Below are 18428 nucleotides of genomic sequence, written 5' to 3' on the forward strand. Positions count from 1 at the left end.
TCGGTGGCGTGCTGTTCGGCCTCGGTGCGGACGCGGTCGGCGTAGGCCTCGGCGGTCTCGCGCTGCTGGGTGGTCTCCTGCTGGGCCAGGGCCCGCAGTTCCGCGGCGGCCTGCTCGGCCTGTTCGCGGGCGGCCTCGGCGGCGTCCAGGTGCTCGGAGGTCTCCTCGCGCTCGCGCCGCAGCCCCTCGGCCGCCTCCTCCCGCTCGCGCCGGCTCTCCTCGCGCAGCGCGTCGGCGGCGGCCTCGGCCTCGGCCCGGGCCCGGGCGGCCTCGGTGTCGGCCTCCGTGCGCACCCGCTTGGCGTCGGCCACCGCGGCGTCCCGGACGGAGGCCGCCTCGGCCTGCGCCTCGGTGGTCAGGGCCTGTGCCGCAGCGGTCGCCCCGGCGCGCACCTGCTGGTCGAACTCGGTTGCCTCGCGCCGGAGTTCGGCGGTCTCGCGCTCGGCCGCGGCCCGGTTCTCGGCGGCCGCGGCCTTGGCGGCGGCGAGCGCGTCCTGGCCCTGCTGCTCGGCCGCCTCGGTGATCTTCCCGGCCTCGGCGCGGGCCCGGGTCAGGGTCTGCTCGGCCCGGCCCTGGGTCTCGGCGGCCTGCTCCTGGGCCTGCTCGCGCAGCCGCTCGATCTCCCCGGCGGCACCCGCGCGCAGCTCGTCCGCGTCGGCCTTGGCCTTGCTGAGCAGCTCCTCGGCGTTCTTCGCCGACTCCTCGATCTGGACCACGGCCTGGCGGCGGGCCTCGCCGCGCACCCGGTCGGCCTCGGCGGCGGCCTGGGCGCGCAGCTCCTCGGCCTCGGCCCGCAGCCGGGCCGCCTCGTCCTGCATCTGCTCGATCCGCTCGCGGATCGCGGCGGCGTCGTCCAGAGCGGCGTTCTGGGCCTGCTCGACGGCGGCCTGGGCCTGCTCGCGCAGCCGCTGCGCCTCGGCGGCGGCCTCCGCGCGGATCCGCTCGGCCTCGGCGGCGGCCTCGCCGCGGGCGTTCTCGGCGTCCTGGTCGGCCCGGCCGAGCACCTCCTCGGCGGTCTTGGCGGCCTTGGCGAGGTGGACGGTGGCGTCCTTGGCGCCGGCCGCCCGGCCCGCCTCCTCGGCCTCGCCGCGCAGCCGCTGGGCGTCGGCCTCGGCCTGGGCCCGCAGCTCGGCGACGTCCCGTTCGGCCTGGGCCCGCAGTTCGGCGATCGCCGCCTCGGCCTCGGCCTTCAGCTCGGTGGCCACCGACTCGGCGGTGGCGCGCAGCCGCTCGCTCTCCTCCGCCGCGGCGGCCTTGGCGGCGTCGGCCTCGGCCTGCTTGGTGGCGGCCTCGTCGCGGACGGCCTCGGCCTCGGCGCGGATCGCCGAGGCCTCCTTGGTGGCCTGGGCGACCATCCGGGCCACCTCGGCCCGGGCGGTCTGCGAGCGCTGCTCGTTCGCGGCCTCGCCGTCGGCGACCCTGCGTTCGGCGGCGGCCTCGGCGTCGGCCTGGAGCTGTTCGGCGGCCTGCTCGGCCTGGGCGCGCAGCTCGGTGACCTCGTAGCGGGTGCGCTCCGCCTCGGCGATCACCTCGGCGCGCAGCCGCTCTATCTCGGCCTTGGCCGCGGCGAGCTGCTGCTCGGCCCGGGCCTGCTCGGCGGCGGCCTGCGCCTTGAGCCGGCCGATCTCGGCCTGGGCGCCGGCCAGCTGGCCCTCGGCGGCGGCGTGTGCGGCGGCCAGCTGCTGCTGGGCCTCGCCCCGGGCGGCGTCCACGTCGGCGGCGGCCTGGGCGCCGGCCTGCTGGGCCTGCTCGGAGGCGGCGCGCAGCAGGCGCTCGGCGTCGTTCTGGGCCCGCTGCAGGGCGGCCTCGGCGGCGGCCTGGGCCTCACCGCGGGCGGCGTCCACGTCGGCGGCGGTCCGGGCGCGGGCGTGATCGGAGAGGGCGACGGCCTCCGCACGGGCGGCGGCGACCATCCGCTCGGCCTCGGCGCGGGCCTCCTGGAGCAGCCGCTGGGCCTCCTGCTCGGAGCCGGCCCGGGTCTGCTCGGCCCAGCCGTTGACGTGCTGCTCGGCGGAGCGGCGCAGTTCGGTGAGCTCGTCCTCCAGCTGGCGGCGGCGAGCGGCCAGGTCGGCCTCCAGCCGGGCGGTGCGCTCGGCGGCCTCGGCCATGATCCGCTGGGTGGCGGCCTGGGAGTCGCGCAGCTGGCGCTCGGCGTCGGCGCGCAGCTGCTGGGCCTGCATCTCGGCGGTGCGGAGCATCTGCTCGGCCTGGCCGGAGACGGCGTCGAAGGCGCGCGGCTGGGCGAGCATGCGGCGGGACTCGTGCAGTTTCGCCCGCAGTACCTCCACCTGGTAGGCGAGGTCCTCGGCATGCTCGACTGCCTTGTCCCGCTCCTTCCGAGTCCGACCCATCTCGGCCTCGAACTGGGAGAGGTGATCGTCAGCCTCGTAGCGGTCGTTGCCCCGCACTCCGCGGTCCCATCCATCTCCTGGTCGCGTCCTCGACCGGGCCGGGGCCGGGCTCCGGTATCCCGGGCGCCGGTCCGACTGGTCCTTGCATCCGCAGCCGGTGGACGGCTCCCCGCCATGTCGGGGCCGCCCGCCGCGGTCGTCGGAGTCCGGGGCGCGGGAGCGCGGGGATGCCGCGTTCCCCCGTCCGAGTGGACTCCTGGGCGAACTCTTGCCTTGTGGAGAATGGTGACAGATCCGTCTTGCGACTGTTCAGCCGTGCCCGCGTAATGGACTCCCCTTGCGACGGGCCGACCACCGGAGGGCGGACGGGCCTGTCTTCGGCCGTGCCCGTCGCCTCCGTCCCCCGGAGCCGTCGCGCACCTGGGCATTGTAGTGGGAGCGCACTGCGGGGGAATGGCCGCAGGGGTGTTTTCCGGCTCTTCCCGCCAGGTTACTGACGGGTCATGACCGACGGGCCGTCGGTCGCCGCCGGGGCGGGGCCCGCCCCGGGGCCGGCCGGGAGGGGATCAGTGCTCGTCGTGGCCCTGCTGCGCGGAGGTCACCAGCTCGGTCAGGACGCCCCCGCAGTCCTTGGGGTGGAGGAAGGTGATCCGCGACCCCATCGAGCCGATCCGCGGCTGGTCGTAGAGGACCCGGACGCCCTTGTCCCGGATGGCCTCGGAGTCGCCGTCCACGTCGGCGGTGCCGAAGGCGATGTGGTGCACGCCCTCGCCGTTCTTCTCCAGCCACTTGGCCACGGTGGAGTCGGGCCGGGTGGGCTCCAGCAGCTGGAGGTAGGAGGCGCCGCCGTCGTCGGTGCCGTTGATCCTGAGCATGGCCTCGCGGACGCCCTGCTCCTCGTTGACCTCGGAGTGGAAGACCTCGAAGCCGTAGGTGGCGCGGTAGAACTCGACCGTCTTGTCGAGGTCTCGGCAGGCGATGCCGATGTGGTCGATGCGGGTCAGCACGACGGCCTCCGGGGTGGGGAAGGGCGGTGGGAAAGGTGCATCAAGTGCAGCGCATGGCCCGCGCCGTACGCCAGTACCGGGCGTGCGAGCCTGCTCACACGGCGGGCGGTTCACCCGGAGCGGGTCGGCACGGTGTTGACTGGAGGGTGCCAGTGCGCTCGATCACACCGTCGCTCCGGTGACGGGCGGGTAACAGGTCAGTACATTGAGCGCATCCTCACCTGGCCACGACGTGCGAAGGGGCCCGTCCCATGACCAACACCACCTCTGTGATCGTTGCCGGTGCGCGGACCCCGATGGGCCGCCTGCTGGGCTCCCTCAAGGGCTTCTCCGGCGCCGACCTCGGCGGCGTCGCGATCAAGGCCGCTCTGGAGCGGGCCGGGATCACCGGCGAGCAGGTCCAGTACGTGATCATGGGCCAGGTGCTCCAGGCCGGCGCGGGCCAGATCCCGGCCCGCCAGGCCGCCGTCAAGGCCGGCATCCCGATGAACGTCCCGGCGCTGACCATCAACAAGGTCTGCCTCTCCGGCCTCGACGCCATCGCGCTGGCCGACCAGCTGATCCGCGCCGGGGAGTTCGACATCGTGGTGGCCGGCGGCCAGGAGTCGATGACCAACGCCCCGCACCTGCTGCCGAAGTCCCGCGAGGGCTTCAAGTACGGCGCGATCGCGATGCTCGACGCGATGGCCCACGACGGCCTCACCGACGCCTACGAGAACATCCCGATGGGCGAGTCCACCGAGAAGCACAACACCCGCCTGGGCATCCCGCGCGAGGTGCAGGACGAGATCGCCGCCGCCTCCCACCAGCGGGCCGCCAAGGCGCAGGCCGACGGGGTCTTCGACGCCGAGATCACCCCGGTCGCCATCCCGCAGCGCAAGGGCGAGCCGGTGCTGTTCAGCCAGGACGAGGGCATCCGCGCGGACACCACCGTCGAGGGCCTGGCCAAGCTGCGCCCGGCCTTCGCCAAGGACGGCACGATCACCGCCGGCACCTCCTCGCAGATCTCCGACGGCGCCGCCGCCGTGGTCGTGATGAGCAAGGCCAAGGCCGAGGAGCTGGGCCTGACCTGGATCGCCGAGATCGGCGCCCACGGCAACGTGGCCGGCCCGGACAACTCGCTCCAGTCGCAGCCGTCCAACGCGATCAAGCACGCGCTGGCCAAGGAGGGCCTGGAGGTCGCCGACCTCGACCTGATCGAGATCAACGAGGCCTTCGCGGCCGTCGCCCACCAGTCCATGAAGGACCTGGGCGTCTCCTCCGACATCGTCAACGTCAACGGCGGCGCCATCGCGCTCGGCCACCCGATCGGGATGTCCGGCGCCCGCGTGGTGCTGACCCTGGCGCTGGAGCTGCAGCGCCGCGGCGGCGGGGTCGGCGCGGCCGCGCTGTGCGGTGGCGGCGGCCAGGGCGACGCGCTGATCGTGCGCGTCCCGAAGGCCTGACCGGCCGATCGCTCCAGGGCTGCGGACCGCGAGTGGCGGTCCGCAGCCCCTTTCGGCATTCGACGGCATTGCGCTAGGAGCTCCTGATGATCGATGTCGCCACGCTGGTCGAGCAGGCCCGGGAGGGCCGGCCGCGGGCGGTCGCCCGGCTGATCACGCTGGTCGAGAACGCCGCGCCGCAGCTGCGGGAGGCGATGGCCGCGCTCGCGCCCCACACCGGGCGGGCGTACACGGTGGGCCTGACCGGCTCGCCGGGGGTCGGCAAGTCCACCTCCACCTCGGCGCTGGTCTCCGCCTACCGGCGGCTCGGCAAGCGGGTCGGGGTGCTGGCCGTCGACCCGTCCTCGCCGTTCTCCGGCGGCGCGCTGCTGGGCGACCGGGTCCGGATGCAGGACCACGCCACCGACCCGGAGGTGTTCATCCGCTCGATGGCCACCCGCGGCCACCTCGGCGGGCTCTCCTGGGCGGCGCCGCAGGCGCTGCGGGTGCTGGACGCGGCCGGCTGCGAGGTGATCCTGGTGGAGACCGTCGGGGTGGGCCAGTCCGAGGTCGAGGTCGCCGCCCAGGCCGACACCACCGTGGTGCTGCTGGCCCCCGGGATGGGTGACGGCATCCAGGCGGCCAAGGCCGGGATCCTGGAGATCGGCGACGTCTTCGTGGTCAACAAGGCCGACCGGGACGGCGCCGACGCCACCGCCCGGGAGCTCAACCACATGCTGGGCCTCGGCGAGGCCCGGGAGCCGGGGGACTGGCGTCCGCCGATCGTCAAGACCGTCGCGGCCCGCGGCGAGGGCGTGGACGAGGTGGTCGAGGCGCTGGAGAAGCACCGGGCCTGGCTGGAGGAGCACGGCGAGCTCGCCGCGCGGCGCCGCCGCCGGGCCGCCGAGGAGATCGAGGCGATCGCCCTGGCCGAACTGCGCGCCCGGATCGGCGACCTGCGCGGGGACCGGCGGCTGGCCGTCCTGGCCGAACGGGTGGCCGAGGGCGCGCTGGACCCGTACGGCGCGGCCGACGAACTGGTCGCCGGCCTGACCGCGAGCTGAGACGCGGTCCGCCCCGCCGCGACGGTGGTCGTGGCGGGGCGGGGTGGTGCGGGGGCGGCGCTACGGCTTGCCGCGCAGGCCGCGGAGGTGTTCGGCGATGGGGGCGAGGGCCTGGTACATGTCGTCGAGCTGCTCCGGGGTGAAGCGGTCGATGAAGTGGGCGCGGACGCTGCGCACGTGGTCCGGGGCGACCCGCTGCATGGTCTCCCAGCCGTGTTCGGTGAGGTGGGCGTAGAGGCCGCGGCGGTCGCCGGGGCACTCCTGGCGCAGGACCAGGCCGGCGTTCTCCATCCGGGTGATCTGGTGGGAGAGGCGGCTCTTCGACTGGAGGGTGGCGGTCGCGAGGTCGGTCATCCGCATCCGGCGGTCCGGCGCCTCCGAGAGCACCACCAGGATCTCGTAGTCGTTGATCGCGAGGTTGTGCGGCTGGAGTTCGCGGCTGAGCTGGTAGTCCAGCAGCTTGGCGACCTCCAGATGGGCGCGCCACATCCGCTGCTCCCTGGCGGTCAGCCAGGGAGTCTCCTCCTCGGGCTGCGGCGGAGGGGTGTCCGCAGTGTCGATCGTGTGCGTATCCATGCTCCCCAGCATAGCCGATTTAGTTCAATCTTGTACAAGTTTACAGACCGAAACGTCGGCCGAGGTCGCCCAGGTTACCGAGCCCGGGGATGTTGGGATTCCCGCCGCCGTGCCCGGCCGTGCCCGGCTGGGACGGCACGCCGCCCATCGGCACGCCCGCCTCGGCACCGACCGCGCCGACCGACCGCTCGGCCAGGAGTTTTTCACTCGATTGCAGCAGCACCTGGCCGGCGCCGATGAACTCGAACTGGTGCTCCTCGCCGGAGGCCCCGCCGAAGCCGGTCAGCCGGCGCAGGCCGCCGATCAGCCCGTGCATGTAGTCGTGGTCGTAGTGGTGGCACGGCGCCGGGCAGTCCGCCCAGCCGACCAGCGCCTGCGGGTCGACCCGGATCGGCGGCTCGACGAAGTGCACCGGCCCGTTGGAGGCGGCGACGAAGCGGCCGGTGCCGATCAGGGTCAGGAAGCCCGGGATGATCGACTGCTTGAGCCGCAGCGTCGGGTCGAAGGCCAGCAGGTTGCCGGAGCGGACGGTCAGGTTGCCCTCGTCCAGGTCGTACGAGTTGAGGTCGAACGCCCGGTCGGCCAGCAGCAGCTTGCCCCGGCCCTCGGCGACCACCCAGTCCGCCGCGTGCATCGGCGAGTTGAAGTGCTGCCCGAGCATCCGGTCGATCGCCCCGGCGCCGACGCCCTTGAAGGTGATGTCGCCGTAGTAGGCGACCATCTTGCCCTTCTGGAGGAAGTACGAGCCGTTCAGGTCGACCGAGAAGGCGTACGGGTTGACGTTGTCGCCGGCCGGCAGGCTGTGGGCGTCCCACACCACCGGTCCGGTGCCGCCGTGGCCGGTCGGCAGCGGGGCCACCGGTCCGCCGAACTGCTCCTGGGCGTACGGCTGTTGCTGCTGGTGCGGCTGCTGGTACGGCGGCGGGGCCTGCTGGCCGTACGGCTGCTGCGGCGGCGGGGGGTAGCCGCCGGGCGGGGGCGGCGGGTAGCCCTGCGACGGGCCGTAGTTCGGCGGGGGCGGCGGGACCGCGAAGCCGGGCTGGGTCGGCTGGTTGTGCGGGGAGCCGTACGGGGGCTGCGGCGGGTGGGACATCAGAGCTTCTCCTCGCTCGCCTGGACGTACACCGCGCCCTGCCCGGACAGTTCCAGCTGGAACGCCTCGCCCGAGCCGCGGCCGATCATGTCGCGCCAGCCCAGCGCCGTGGACAGCTTGTTGCGCACGTCGCCGCGGTGCGCCACGTACGCCTGGGGGTCGACGTGCACCGACTGGCCGGGGACGATCGGCAGCTCGAAGACGCCGCCGTGGGCCATCACCGCGACCGCGCCCTGGCCCTCCAGCTTGGTGGTGAACAGGCCCTGCCCGGTGACCTGGCCGCGGACCATGCCCATCACCCCGCCCTGCGAGCCCATGAACATGGTGGACTGCCGCAGCGTGCCCTCGAAGGCGAGCAGCCGGTCCGCCTCGACGTAGAGGGTGTCGCCGAACAGGTCGATCACGTGGACGTGGTGGCCGCCGTGGCCGAACATCACTCGGCCCTGGCCCTCGACGGTCATCAGCGGGGTGTCCTCGTTGGCCACCCGGCGGCCGATCATTGACATCACGCCGCCCTGCCCGCCGGTGATGTTCGGCGTGAAGCGGACGTCGCCGCTGTACGCGAGCATCGCGCCGCGCTGGCTGAACAGCCGCTGCCCGGGTAGGACCTGGGCCTCGACCATCTTGCCGTTGATCTTCGTGAAGCCCATCAGACGTCGCCCCCGATGGTGACCTTCTCGGAGGGCTGGACGTACACCAGGCCCTCGCCGGTGAACTCGATCTGGACGGCCTCGCCGCCGCCCTCGCCGATGATCGTCGTCCAGCCCGCGCCCGACTTCAGGCTGCGCTGCAGGGTGCCGGTGTGCGCGACGTACGCGCCCGGGTCCACCCGCAGCGGCATGCTCTTGTCGACCCGCAGGATGACGGCCGGCCCGTTGGAGGTGACCGCCGCCCAGCCGTGGCCCTCCACCTTGGTGGTGAACAGGCCGTTGCCGGAGGACATGCCGTTGAGCCCGGTGAAGCTGGTGCCGGTGTGCAGGGTCGACTCGGTGCAGAGCAGGTTGTCCGATTCGACGTACAGCGTCTCGCCGTTCAGCCGGACCAGATTGATCTCGGTGGCCTTGTCGGCGAAGTAGCAGGTGCCCTGTCCCTTCACCTCCATGACCGTCATCTTCTCGCCGGTCAGCCGGCGGGTGACCATGCCGCGCAGGCCGTCCCCGCCGCCGGTCAGTTTCTTGAAGGCCATCTGCCCGGTGTAGGCGACCATCGAACCGTTTCGCGCCTTGACGGCGTCCCCGCCCAATTCGACGGCGAGCACGCGCGATCCCTGGAGTCTGAACTGTGCCACGGCCGCAATCTAGCCGCTGCGGCCGTGGTCCGGGGAGGGTGCGCGGGCCAACTGGTACCGGCCTGCGACAAACGCGCCGGTCAGGCCGGGGCGCGCGCCCCGCTCAGGCTCGGGCGTGCGCCCCCTGTCCGGGGCGCGGAACGGTGCCGGCCGCCTGCTCGACCTCCAGCAGCGAGGCCGAGTGGCGCTCCGCCTCGAAGGCCACCACGCCGCCGCGCAGTCCGAACAGGCGCTTGGAGAGCATGATCCAGAGGACCGCCGCGATGTTCAGCACCAGGGTGCAGACCTTCAGCGCGCTGACGTGGTGGCTCAGCTCGTAGCCCTCCAGAGGGAGGAAGGCCGCGGTGGCGACCACCGTCAGGTACTCGGCCCAGCGCTTGTTCAGCCACAGGCCGACCGCTTCGACGATCTCGATCACCGCGTAGGCGATCAGGGCGCCCGCGACGATCAGCAGGGTGCTCTTCTTGAAGTCGAAGGTCTTGCGGATGGTCTCGACGATCGGGGCGTGTTCGAGGTCCCAGTGGAAGTGGTCGGTGACCGGCCTGAAGACCGTGAGGTTCTCGTCGAACACCCGGTGCACCGCGTCCTGGCTGTTGGAGAACTTCCACACGGCCCAGGCGACGACGATGATCAGCAGCCCGCGCAGCACCCGTTCGACGGCCAGGAAGCGCAGGATGAACAGGTCCCGCAGCGCCTTGCCGCGCGGCACCAGCGGCGCGTCCTCGGCCGGGCCGGAGCCGTGCGGGTCGCCCAGCGCGAAGTCGCCGCAGCGCAGGCAGCGCCAGGCGTCGCCGAGGGCGGTGGAGGCGTGCAGCCGGGAGGCCAGTTCGGGTTCCGTCGGCGCGTAGGTGGTGTGACCGCGCCTGGCGCAGGTCCTGCGGTCCCAGTCGAGCTTGAGCATGTGGCGACTACCCCCGTGTGCGATGCGTCGGCGCCCGGATCGGTGGGCGCGCGGGCAGCAGGATAGGGGTTCCCGGTAACGGGCGGTCGCGCCCGGAGGCGTTCCGGCACACAGCTGTGACAGGGCGGGCGGGCGCTGTGAGATCGGGCAGGGTGGCCACCCCCGGCCGGGGGTCCGTACGTGTGCTCGGCGATAATGGCCGGAATGCTTGTGAGTTGCTTCACAAGCGCGCCCGCGCCGCCGACCCCCGTATTGAGGTATCCATCGTGAACAGCAGCGCCGTCCACCGCCTGCGCCTGGTCTCCGGCCCCGAAGGGGTCTCCTTCATCCTGCTGCTGATCTGCTCGGTGCTGAAGCGGACCACCTCGTTCGACGCCGTCCCGGTGATGGGCATGGTCCACGGCGTCCTGTTCATCCTCTACGCGGTCTTCTGGATCCAGGCCTGGCAGGCGCAGAAGTGGGACGCCAAGCGCGGCGTCCTGATGTTCGTGCTCGCGGTGCTGCCCACCGGCGGCTTCTTCGCCGAGCGGATGCTCGCCCGCGAGGAGCGGGGCGAGCCGAAGCCCGCCACCGCCTGAGCCCCGGCGTCATCGTGGACGGTCGACAGGCTGCCGCGGCCTCCTCTCCCAAAGGGCCGCGGCAGCCTGTCGCCGTTTCTTACCGGGGGTGGCTCGGGCCGGTCCTGCCGGCGGTTCGCGCCGGGGCCGGTCGGGGCGTGCCGGGCACGCCCTAGTTGACGTTCACCGCGCTCCAGGCCGCGGCGACCGTGTTGTACTCGGTGCTGCTCGCGCCGTACAGGTCGGTGGCGGCCTTCAGGGTCGCGGTGCGGGCGGCCTTGTAGTTGGTGGTGGAGGTCATGTAGACGGTCAGGGCGCGGTACCAGATCGCGGCCGCCTTGGTCCGGCCGATGCCGGTCACCGTCGAGCCGTTGGACGTCGGGCTGTTGTAGCTGACCCCGTTGATGACCTTCGCCCCGCTGCCCTCGGCGAGCAGGAAGAAGAAGTGGTTGGCGACGCCCGAGGAGTAGTGGACGTCCTTGTTGCCGACGGTGGAGGACCAGTTGTCGGCCGAGGCGCCGTCCTTGGAGGGCTTGTCCATGTAGCGCAGCGGGGTGCCGTTGCCGTTGATGTTGAGCTTCTCGCCGATGAGGTAGTCCGGCGGGTCGGCCGGGAGGTTGGCGGACCACTCGACCATGGTGCCGAAGATGTCCGAGGTGGCCTCGTTGAGGCCGCCGGACTCGCCCGAGTAGATCAGGCCGGCGGTGGCGGAGGTGACGCCGTGGCTCATCTCGTGGCCGGAGACGTCGATGGCGGTCAGCGGGTGGGTGTTGCTCGCGCCGTCGCCGTACGTCATGCAGAAGCAGGAGTCGTCCCAGAACGCGTTGACGTAGTTGGTGCTGTAGTGGACGCGGCTCGCGGCGCCGACGCCGTTGTTCTTGATGCCGTTGCGGCCGAAGGTGTTCTTGTAGTAGTCCCAGGTCGCCGCGGCGCCGTACTGGGCGTCGACCGCGGCGGACTCGCGGTTGGAGGGCGTGCCGTTGCCGAAGCTGTTGGTGGTGTTGCTGAAGAGCGTTCCGCTGCCCGAGGTGCCGCCCTTCAGGTCGGTGGTGGACTGGTTGCCCCGGGAGGCGTCCTTGAGCTGGTAGTTCGAACCGCTCTGGGTGGTGGTCAGCGTGACGGTGCCGACGTTGACGCCCTTGCCGGTGCCGGTGGCGGTCTGCACCTTCTCGTCGCTGGCGAGCACCTGGCCGGTGGCGGCGTCGGTGATCACTTCCTGGCGGCTCGGGGTGCCGTCCGAGCGCTGGCCCGAGACCACCGTGCGGTGGGCCAGGCGCGGGGTGCCGTCGGCGGCCCAGACGACCAGCTCGGGAGCGCCGGCGCCGTCGACCCGGCTGAGCGCCGCCTCGTCCGCGTCGGCGGTGATGCCGACGGTCGCCCGCACCGCGGCGGTGGCCGCCTCGGCGGCCTGCGGCGCGGCGAGGCCCGGGGTGAGGCTGGGCACCGACAGCCGGCCGGCGAAGGCCTGGTCGACGGACTTCACCGAGCCGTCGGCCTTCTGGTGGACGACCAGGTCGCCGCCGATGACCGGCAGGCCCGCGTAGGTCCGGTCGTACCGCAGGTGGCGGGTGCCGTCCTTGTCCACCACGACGTCCTTGGGCACCAGCTTCTCCTGGCCGCCGAGGGCGAGGGCCTGGGCGACCGGGGCGCTCTGCCCGGAGGCCAGCGCCAGCAGCGCGGACTGCTGCTGGGCCGGCGAGGGGGCGGCGGCCTGGGCGGGGGCGGCGGCGATCTGGATGACGCCGGCCAGCAGGGCGGTGGCGGAGAGTACGGCTCCGACAGTCAGCTTTCGCTTCACGTGCGGGGGTTCCTTCCACGAGACCCGCGGGTGCGTGCGGGTGCGCCGCGTACCGGGGCGCCGGGGTTGGCGCCTTGGGGCGGTAGGGCGCGGACGTGCCGGTCCCGTGCGGTTCCTGACGCTCCGCCGGGTGTGGGTGGGGGCGGCGGAGGGTCGGACGGGACTTGGTCAGAAGCATGACAATCGTTGGCAGGGATGGACAGGGTGCCTCCGGGGATTGGCCAGGAACCGCCAATCCCGGTACGGATGGTTCGGTTGCCGCCCGCTGCCCGGTTTCGGCGGTTCGTCCCCCTGGCGGGACTCCGCCAGCCGCCCGGCCTTGACAGCCCTCCGCAACGGCCGGACGCCCGGGCCCTCCCCATGGAGGTCCCGGGCGTCCGGTGCGCCTGTGCGGTGCGTCAGTTGACGTTGACGGCGCTCCAGGTGGCGGCGACGGCGCTGTACTCGGCGCTGCTCGCGCCGTACAGGTCGGCGGCGGCCTTGAGGGTGCCGGTGCGGGCGCCCGCGTAGTTGGTGGTGGAGGTGAAGTAGGTGGTCAGCGCGCGGTACCAGATCTGCGCGGCCTTGTCCCGGCCGATGCCGGCGAGGGTCGAGCCGTTGGAGGTCGGGCTGTTGTAGCTGACGCCGTTGATCGTCTTGGCGCCGCTGCCCTCGGACAGCAGGTAGAAGAAGTGGTTGGCGACGCCGGACGAGTAGTGGACGTCCTTGTTGCCGACGGTGGAGGACCAGTAGTCGGCCGAGGCGCCGTCCTTGGACGGCTTGTCCATGTAGCGCAGCGGGGTGCCGTCGCCGTTGATGTTGATCAGCTCGCCGATGAGGTAGTCCGGCTTGTCGGCGGGCAGGTTGGCGTAGAACTCGACCATGGTGCCGAAGATGTCCGAGGTGGCCTCGTTGAGGCCGCCGGACTCGCCCGAGTAGTTGAGGTTGGCGGTGGCGGAGGTGACGCCGTGGCTCATCTCGTGGCCGGCCACGTCCAGCTCGGTCAGCGGGTGGGTGTTGCTCGTGCCGTCGCCGTAGGTCATGCAGAAGCAGGAGTCGTCCCAGAACGCGTTGACGTAGTTGGAGCCGTAGTGGACCCGGCTCGCGGCGCCGACGCCGTTGTTCTTGATGCCGTTGCGGCCGAAGGTGTTCTTGTAGAAGTCCCAGGTCGCCGCGGCGCCGTACTGGGCGTCGACCGCGGCGGACTCCGCGTTGGAGGCCAGGCCGTTGCCGAAGCTGTTGGTGGTCTTGGCGACCAGGGTGCCGGAGCCGGAGGTCTTGCCCTTCAGGGTGTAGGTGGCCTGCCCGCCGCGGCTCGCGTCCTTGAGCTGGTAGCTCGAACCGCTCTGGGTGGTGGTCAGCGGGACGGTGCCGACGAAGACGCCCTTGCCGGTGCCGGAGGCGGTCCGGACCTGCTCGTGGCTGGAGAGCACCTGGCCGCTCGCCGCGTCGGTGACCAGCAGCTGGCGGCTCGGGGTGCCGTCGGCGCGCAGGCCCTCGACCGTGGTGCGGTAGGCCAGGCGCGGGCTGCCGTCGGCGGCCCAGACGACCAGTTCGGCCTTGCCGGCCTGGTGGACCTCGGTCAGCGGGGACTCGTCCTCGTCGGCGGCGATGCCCACGGTGGACTGCACGGCGCCGGTCGCCTGGGCGGCGGCCTGGTCGGCGGGGATCTGCGGGGTGAGGCTCGGCACCGCGAGGGTCGCGCCGGTCGCCTTGTCCACGGAGGTGGTCGAGCCGTCGGCCTTCTGGTGCACCACCAGGTCCCCGCCCAGGACCGGGAGGCCGGCCAGGGTGCGCTCGTAGCGCAGGTGGCGGGTGCCGTCGGCGTCCACCACGGCGTCCTTGGCCACCAGTTGCTCCTGGCCGCCCAGGGCCAGGGCGTGCGCCACCTTGCCGGCCTGGCCGTTCGCCAGGGCGATCAGGTCGGCACGCTGCTGCGCGCCCTGGGACTGCGGGGCGGGGTCCGCGACGGCCACGGCGCTCACCTGGACGACGCCGGTGATCAGGGCGGTGGCGGAGAGTACGGCGACTGCGGCGAGCTTTCGCTTCACGAACGAGTCCTTCCGGGAAACCGCGAACGGACGCGGTCGCGCGGCGTTCCGGGGGGCCGGGCCGGCACCTGAGGGGCGGAACGAGCGCTGACGTGCAGGTCCCCGTGCGGTCGGAGCGGCTGTGCCACCGGTGGGTGGGGGTGGTGGCTACCGAACGGGGTTGGCCGAAAGCATGACAATCGAGCAAATCAAATGACAGGTCTTGCTCATGAATTGGCCAAGTCCCGCCACGGCCGGGGAATGTGAACGGGCGGACGAAAGGGGTGAATCGCCCGGCCTCGCAGCGGGTTGCTGTCCGAACCGAGGCCTGGTGGCACGGCGCCGGGCCGATCGGGGGTCAACCCCGGTGCGCCGGGAGCCCGTTGTCGCGCGTTCACATCGACGCAATGTCCTGGTATGGACCTGGCCGTCCGATTGGCGGGTTCCCGCCACGTGTTGCGCTTGTCCACCATCAGGACGCCTGGTAACACGCGTCCCGTCCGCCGGTACGGTAAGGAGGTGGCCAAGCCCCTCGCTCTCGACTTCGACCCGATCGCCCGCGCCGACGAGCTGTGGACCCGCCGCTGGGGCGCAGTCCCCTCGATGGCGGCGATCACCTCGGTCATGCGCGCCCACCAGATCCTGCTCTCCCGGGTGGACGCGGTGCTCAAGCCGTACGGGCTGACCTTCGCCCGCTACGAGGCCCTGGTGCTGCTGACCTTCAGCCGGACCGGCGAGCTCTCGCTCTCCAAGATCGGCGAGCGGCTCATGGTCCACCCGACCAGCGTCACCAACACCGTCGACCGCCTGGAGCGGGCCGGTCTGGTCGCCCGCCGGCCCAATCCGCTGGACGGCCGCGGCGTGCTGGCCACGATCACCGGGCGCGGCCGTGAGGTGGTCGAGGAGGCGACCGGGCGGCTGATGGCGATGGAGTTCGGGCTGGAGGAGTACGGCGAGGAGCAGTGCCGCCAGGTCTTCGATCTGCTCAGGCCGCTGAGGGTGGCCGCCGGCGACTTCACCGATCCGGGCGAGGGGGCTGCGAAGGGGACGGCGTGAGGGCGGCTACCCTCGTTGGAGCGGTGCGCGGATCCGGGCGTACCGGCCGATGCTGCCGAGCGACGCGAGGAAGATCATGAAGGCGACCCCCCTGCTGGGCTGGTACCGGGCCCTGGCCGTTGCGACCGGTGTGGCGCTGCTGGTGTTCTGCGGCTTCATGGTCGCGAAGTACGGCTTCGGCGCGGCCGAGGACGTGACCACGTACGTCGCGATGCTGCACGGCTACCTCTACATCGGGTACTTCGTGGTGACCTTCCTGCTCGGGCAGAAGCTGAAGTGGCCGATGGGCCGGCTGGTGCTGACCCTGGCGGCGGGCTGCATCCCCTTCCTCTCCTTCGTCTTCGAGCGCAAGGTGGCCCGCGAGGTCGCCGAGAAGCTCCCGGCGGGCGGCGCCGCCCGCCAGCCGGCCGGGGTCTGAGCCCCGCCGCCCGCGCCGCCGAGAGCGCCCCTCCCCGATCAAGGGGGAGGGGCGCTCTCGGCGTTTCGTGGGTCCTTCGGAGTGGATTCCGGGCCGTGCGGGCGGTCGTCCATCGACAAGTACTAGGACGTCCGAGTAAATTGTTAGGACGTCCTACTAGTTGTGCCGCCCGTCGCCGTGGCGGCCGTACGGAGCGGAGTTCGGGGTCATGGACGCCGAGGAGATCGAGCGCGGCCGGCAGCGTTGGCAGCAGCGGTACGACAAGGCCCGCAAGCGGGACGCGGACTTCACCACCCTCTCCGGTGACGAGGTCGAGCCGGTCTACGGCCCGCCCGCCGGGCAGGCCCACGAGGGCTTCGAGCGGATCGGCTGGCCGGGCGAGTATCCGTACACCCGCGGCCTGCACCCGACCGGCTACCGGGGCCGCACCTGGACCATCCGCCAGTTCGCCGGCTTCGGCAACGCCCAGCAGACCAACGAGCGCTACCGGATGATCCTGGACGCCGGCGGCGGCGGCCTCTCGGTCGCCTTCGACATGCCCACCCTGATGGGCTACGACTCGGACGACCCGAAGTCGCTCGGCGAGGTCGGCCACTGCGGCGTGGCCATCGACTCGGCCGCCGACATGGAGGTGCTGTTCGACGGCATCCCGCTCGGCGAGGTCACCACCTCGATGACGATCAGCGGCCCGGCCGTGCCGGTCTTCTGCATGTACCTGGTCGCCGCCGAGCGCCAGGGCGTGGACCCGGCGGTGCTCAACGGCACCCTCCAGACGGACATCTTCAAGGAGTACATCGCGCAGAAGGAGTGGCTCTTCGCCCCCGAGCCGCACCTGCGCCTGATCGGCGACCTGATGGCCTACTGCGCCGAGGGCATCCCCGCGTACAAGCCGCTGTCGGTCTCCGGCTACCACATCCGCGAGGCCGGGGCGACGGCCGCGCAGGAGCTGGCGTACACCCTCGCGGACGGCTTCGGCTACGTCGAGCTGGGCCTGTCCCGCGGCCTGGACGTGGACGTCTTCGCGCCCGGCCTGTCCTTCTTCTTCGACGCGCACCTGGACTTCTTCGAGGAGATCGCCAAGTTCCGCGCCGCGCGCCGGATCTGGGCCCGCTGGATGCGCGACCGCTTCGGCGCCAAGACCGACAAGGCGCAGTGGCTGCGCTTCCACACCCAGACCGCCGGCGTCTCGCTGACCGCGCAGCAGCCGTACAACAACGTGGTCCGCACCGCCGTGGAGGCACTGGCCGCGGTGCTCGGCGGCACCAACTCGCTGCACACCAACGCCCTGGACGAGACCCTGGCGCTGCCCTCCGAGCAGGCCGCCGAGATCGCCCTGCGCACCCAGCAGGTGCTGATGGAGGAGACCGGCGTCGCCAACGTGGCCGACCCGCTGGGCGGTTCCTGGTACGTCGAGGCGCTGACCGACCGGATCGAGCAGCAGGCCGAGGCGATCTTCCAGCGGATCCTCGACAAGGGCCGCGAGGACCACGAGATCGGCCCGATCACCTCCGGCATCCTGCGCGGCATCGAGGAGGGCTGGTTCACCGGGGAGATCGCCGAGGCGGCCTTCCAGTACCAGCAGTCGGTGGAGAAGGGCGACAAGCGCGTGGTCGGCGTCAACTGCCACCCGCGCAGCGTCACCCCCGAGCTGGAGATCCTGCGGGTCAGCCACGAGGTCGAGCGCGAGCAGGTCCGGGCGCTGGGCGCGCGCAAGGCGGCCCGGGACGAGGCGGCCGTCCGCGCCGGGCTGGACGCCATGCTGGCGGCGGCCCGCTCGGGCGAGTCGATGATCCCGCCGATGCTGGACGCGGTGCGCGCCGAGGCGACGCTGGGCGAGATCTGCAACGCGCTGCGGCAGGAGTGGGGGACGTACCAGGAGAACGCGATGTTCTGAGGCCGAGGCCGCGGCCGGAGCGGGGCCGCCGTACGGGACCGGGATCCCGTACGGCGGCTCCGCCGTGCGCTCAGCCGGCGAGCAGCGGTCCGAGCAGCAGGTCGGTGAAGCGGCGGGTCCACTCCGGGGTGATCGGCTCGCCGCTGACCAGGACGCGGTGCTCGACGGTGCCGGCGATGGTGTCGAAGATGATGTCGACCTCCTCGCGGGCCGAGTCGGCGTCGCAGTCCGCCCCGAGTTCTCCGCGTGCCTGGGCGGCCGCCCGGCCCTGGCGGACCAGCCGCTTCTGCGGATCCACGATGGACTCGCGGATCCGGCGCCGCAGCTGGCGGTCGCGGGTCCCCTCGGCGAACAGCGCGAGCAGCGCGGCCTGGGTCTCCGGGCGGGCCAGCAGATCGGCGAACTGGGCCACCACGGCCTCGATGTCGGCCCGCAGGCTGCCGAGGTCGGGCATCACCAGGTCGTCGAAGAGGGTGGCGACGGCGTCCACCACGAGCTCGTTCTTGGACGGCCAGCGGCGGTAGAGGGTGGTCTTGGCGACCCCGGCGCGGCTCGCCACGTGGCCCATGGTCAGTCCGCCCCAGCCGAGTTCGGCCAGCGCCTCGCGGGTGGCGTCGAGGATCGCGCGGTCGGCGGCGGCGCTGCGGGGGCGGCCCTTGGCCCGGGCGGCGCCCGCGGGTTCCGGGGTGGCGGCGGCCCGGTGGGGGGCCGCGCCGGCCGGGTCGGGGCAGGTCCGGGCCGTGGGCTCGGCGCGCTCCACGCTGTCCGGGCTCGCTGGGGGCTGGGCGGCCGGCACCGGGCCTCCTCGCGCTTTACTGGTAAGTAACTTGGGTGGGGTTGGTAACGGTAGCGACTGTTCGCCCGTTCGGGCAGCGGGGCGGCCCGGGAAAGTGGGGCAGGTCACGTCCCCGAACCGCCGGTGGGGCTTGCGGGCGGGGCACCGGCTCCAGTTACGCTACGACTCGTAGCGAAAGCAGTGACAACCAGGCGCC

The 18428-nt window shown here is 72.6% G+C and carries 15 protein-coding genes and 1 pseudogene; 6 read left to right on the forward strand and 10 right to left on the reverse strand.

Annotated elements, in window-relative coordinates; genetic code table 11:
• Together ACFVHV_RS04180 and mce are read right to left on the reverse strand one after the other, a co-directional pair.
• Positions 1-2408 (reverse strand): annotated as a pseudogene (locus tag ACFVHV_RS04180) (hypothetical protein); the annotation flags it as partial.
• A gap of 509 nt (positions 2409-2917) precedes the next feature.
• Positions 2918-3358 carry a methylmalonyl-CoA epimerase gene (gene mce / locus ACFVHV_RS04185; RefSeq protein ID WP_316526247.1) on the reverse strand — a complete coding sequence of 147 codons (441 nt, stop codon included), beginning with the start codon at positions 3356-3358 and terminating at the stop codon, positions 2918-2920.
• 251 nt (positions 3359-3609) lie between these two features.
• Between mce and ACFVHV_RS04190 the strand changes: the two genes are divergently transcribed.
• The gene (locus ACFVHV_RS04190; RefSeq protein ID WP_359899921.1) at positions 3610-4803 is read left to right on the forward strand and encodes an acetyl-CoA C-acetyltransferase; all 1194 of its coding nucleotides are present in this window, start codon (positions 3610-3612) and stop codon (positions 4801-4803) included.
• Between the two features lie 86 nt (positions 4804-4889).
• The gene (meaB, locus tag ACFVHV_RS04195) at positions 4890-5846 is read left to right on the forward strand and encodes a methylmalonyl Co-A mutase-associated GTPase MeaB (RefSeq protein WP_359899919.1); all 957 of its coding nucleotides are present in this window, start codon (positions 4890-4892) and stop codon (positions 5844-5846) included.
• A gap of 60 nt (positions 5847-5906) precedes the next feature.
• Here the strand turns inward: meaB and ACFVHV_RS04200 are convergent, their stop codons facing one another.
• From ACFVHV_RS04200 to ACFVHV_RS04220, 5 genes are all read right to left on the reverse strand, one after another.
• On the reverse strand, positions 5907-6422 hold the full coding sequence (locus ACFVHV_RS04200; protein WP_359899917.1) for a MarR family transcriptional regulator: 516 nt from the start codon (positions 6420-6422) through the stop codon (positions 5907-5909).
• Positions 6423-6462: 40 nt separating this feature from the next.
• A complete protein-coding gene (locus ACFVHV_RS04205) occupies positions 6463-7272 on the reverse strand; it encodes an AIM24 family protein (protein WP_359900022.1) in 810 nt (269 codons plus the stop codon).
• 242 nt (positions 7273-7514) lie between these two features.
• On the reverse strand, positions 7515-8165 hold the full coding sequence (locus tag ACFVHV_RS04210; RefSeq protein WP_359899915.1) for an AIM24 family protein: 651 nt from the start codon (positions 8163-8165) through the stop codon (positions 7515-7517).
• On the reverse strand, positions 8165-8803 hold the full coding sequence (locus ACFVHV_RS04215) for an AIM24 family protein (RefSeq protein ID WP_359899913.1): 639 nt from the start codon (positions 8801-8803) through the stop codon (positions 8165-8167). The genes ACFVHV_RS04210 and ACFVHV_RS04215 overlap by 1 nt, the downstream gene beginning before the upstream one ends.
• A 103-nt stretch (positions 8804-8906) precedes the next feature.
• The gene (locus tag ACFVHV_RS04220) at positions 8907-9704 is read right to left on the reverse strand and encodes a DUF2127 domain-containing protein (RefSeq protein WP_359899911.1); all 798 of its coding nucleotides are present in this window, start codon (positions 9702-9704) and stop codon (positions 8907-8909) included.
• A 266-nt stretch (positions 9705-9970) separates the two neighbouring features.
• Between ACFVHV_RS04220 and ACFVHV_RS04225 the strand changes: the two genes are divergently transcribed.
• A complete protein-coding gene (locus ACFVHV_RS04225) occupies positions 9971-10282 on the forward strand; it encodes a DUF3817 domain-containing protein (RefSeq protein WP_380348672.1) in 312 nt (103 codons plus the stop codon).
• Between the two features lie 151 nt (positions 10283-10433).
• On the opposite strand, the gene ACFVHV_RS04230 is transcribed toward ACFVHV_RS04225, so the two are convergent.
• Positions 10434-12059: a M4 family metallopeptidase gene (locus tag ACFVHV_RS04230; protein ID WP_380348673.1), complete on the reverse strand. Its 1626-nt coding sequence runs from the start codon at positions 12057-12059 to the stop codon at positions 10434-10436.
• Between the two features lie 398 nt (positions 12060-12457).
• Positions 12458-14089, reverse strand: coding sequence for a M4 family metallopeptidase (locus ACFVHV_RS04235; RefSeq protein ID WP_359899907.1), 1632 nt, complete (start codon positions 14087-14089; stop codon positions 12458-12460).
• A 498-nt stretch (positions 14090-14587) separates the two neighbouring features.
• On the opposite strand from ACFVHV_RS04235, the gene ACFVHV_RS04240 reads away from it, so the two are divergent.
• From ACFVHV_RS04240 to ACFVHV_RS04250, 3 genes are all read left to right on the forward strand, one after another.
• Positions 14588-15124 carry a MarR family transcriptional regulator gene (locus ACFVHV_RS04240; RefSeq protein WP_359899905.1) on the forward strand — a complete coding sequence of 179 codons (537 nt, stop codon included), beginning with the start codon at positions 14588-14590 and terminating at the stop codon, positions 15122-15124.
• Between the two features lie 76 nt (positions 15125-15200).
• The gene (locus tag ACFVHV_RS04245; RefSeq protein ID WP_380348676.1) at positions 15201-15542 is read left to right on the forward strand and encodes a DUF3817 domain-containing protein; all 342 of its coding nucleotides are present in this window, start codon (positions 15201-15203) and stop codon (positions 15540-15542) included.
• A gap of 208 nt (positions 15543-15750) precedes the next feature.
• Positions 15751-17436, forward strand: a complete 1686-nt coding sequence (locus ACFVHV_RS04250; protein WP_380348677.1) for a methylmalonyl-CoA mutase — start codon at positions 15751-15753, stop codon at positions 17434-17436.
• Positions 17437-17506: 70 nt separating this feature from the next.
• Here the strand turns inward: ACFVHV_RS04250 and ACFVHV_RS04255 are convergent, their stop codons facing one another.
• The gene (locus tag ACFVHV_RS04255) at positions 17507-18058 is read right to left on the reverse strand and encodes a TetR/AcrR family transcriptional regulator (RefSeq protein ID WP_359900018.1); all 552 of its coding nucleotides are present in this window, start codon (positions 18056-18058) and stop codon (positions 17507-17509) included.
• Positions 18059-18428: the final 370 nt, after the last annotated feature.

The organism is Kitasatospora sp. NPDC127116, assembly GCF_042677365.1.
GTDB classification, from domain to species: Bacteria; Actinomycetota; Actinomycetes; order Streptomycetales; family Streptomycetaceae; genus Kitasatospora; species Kitasatospora lactacystinica.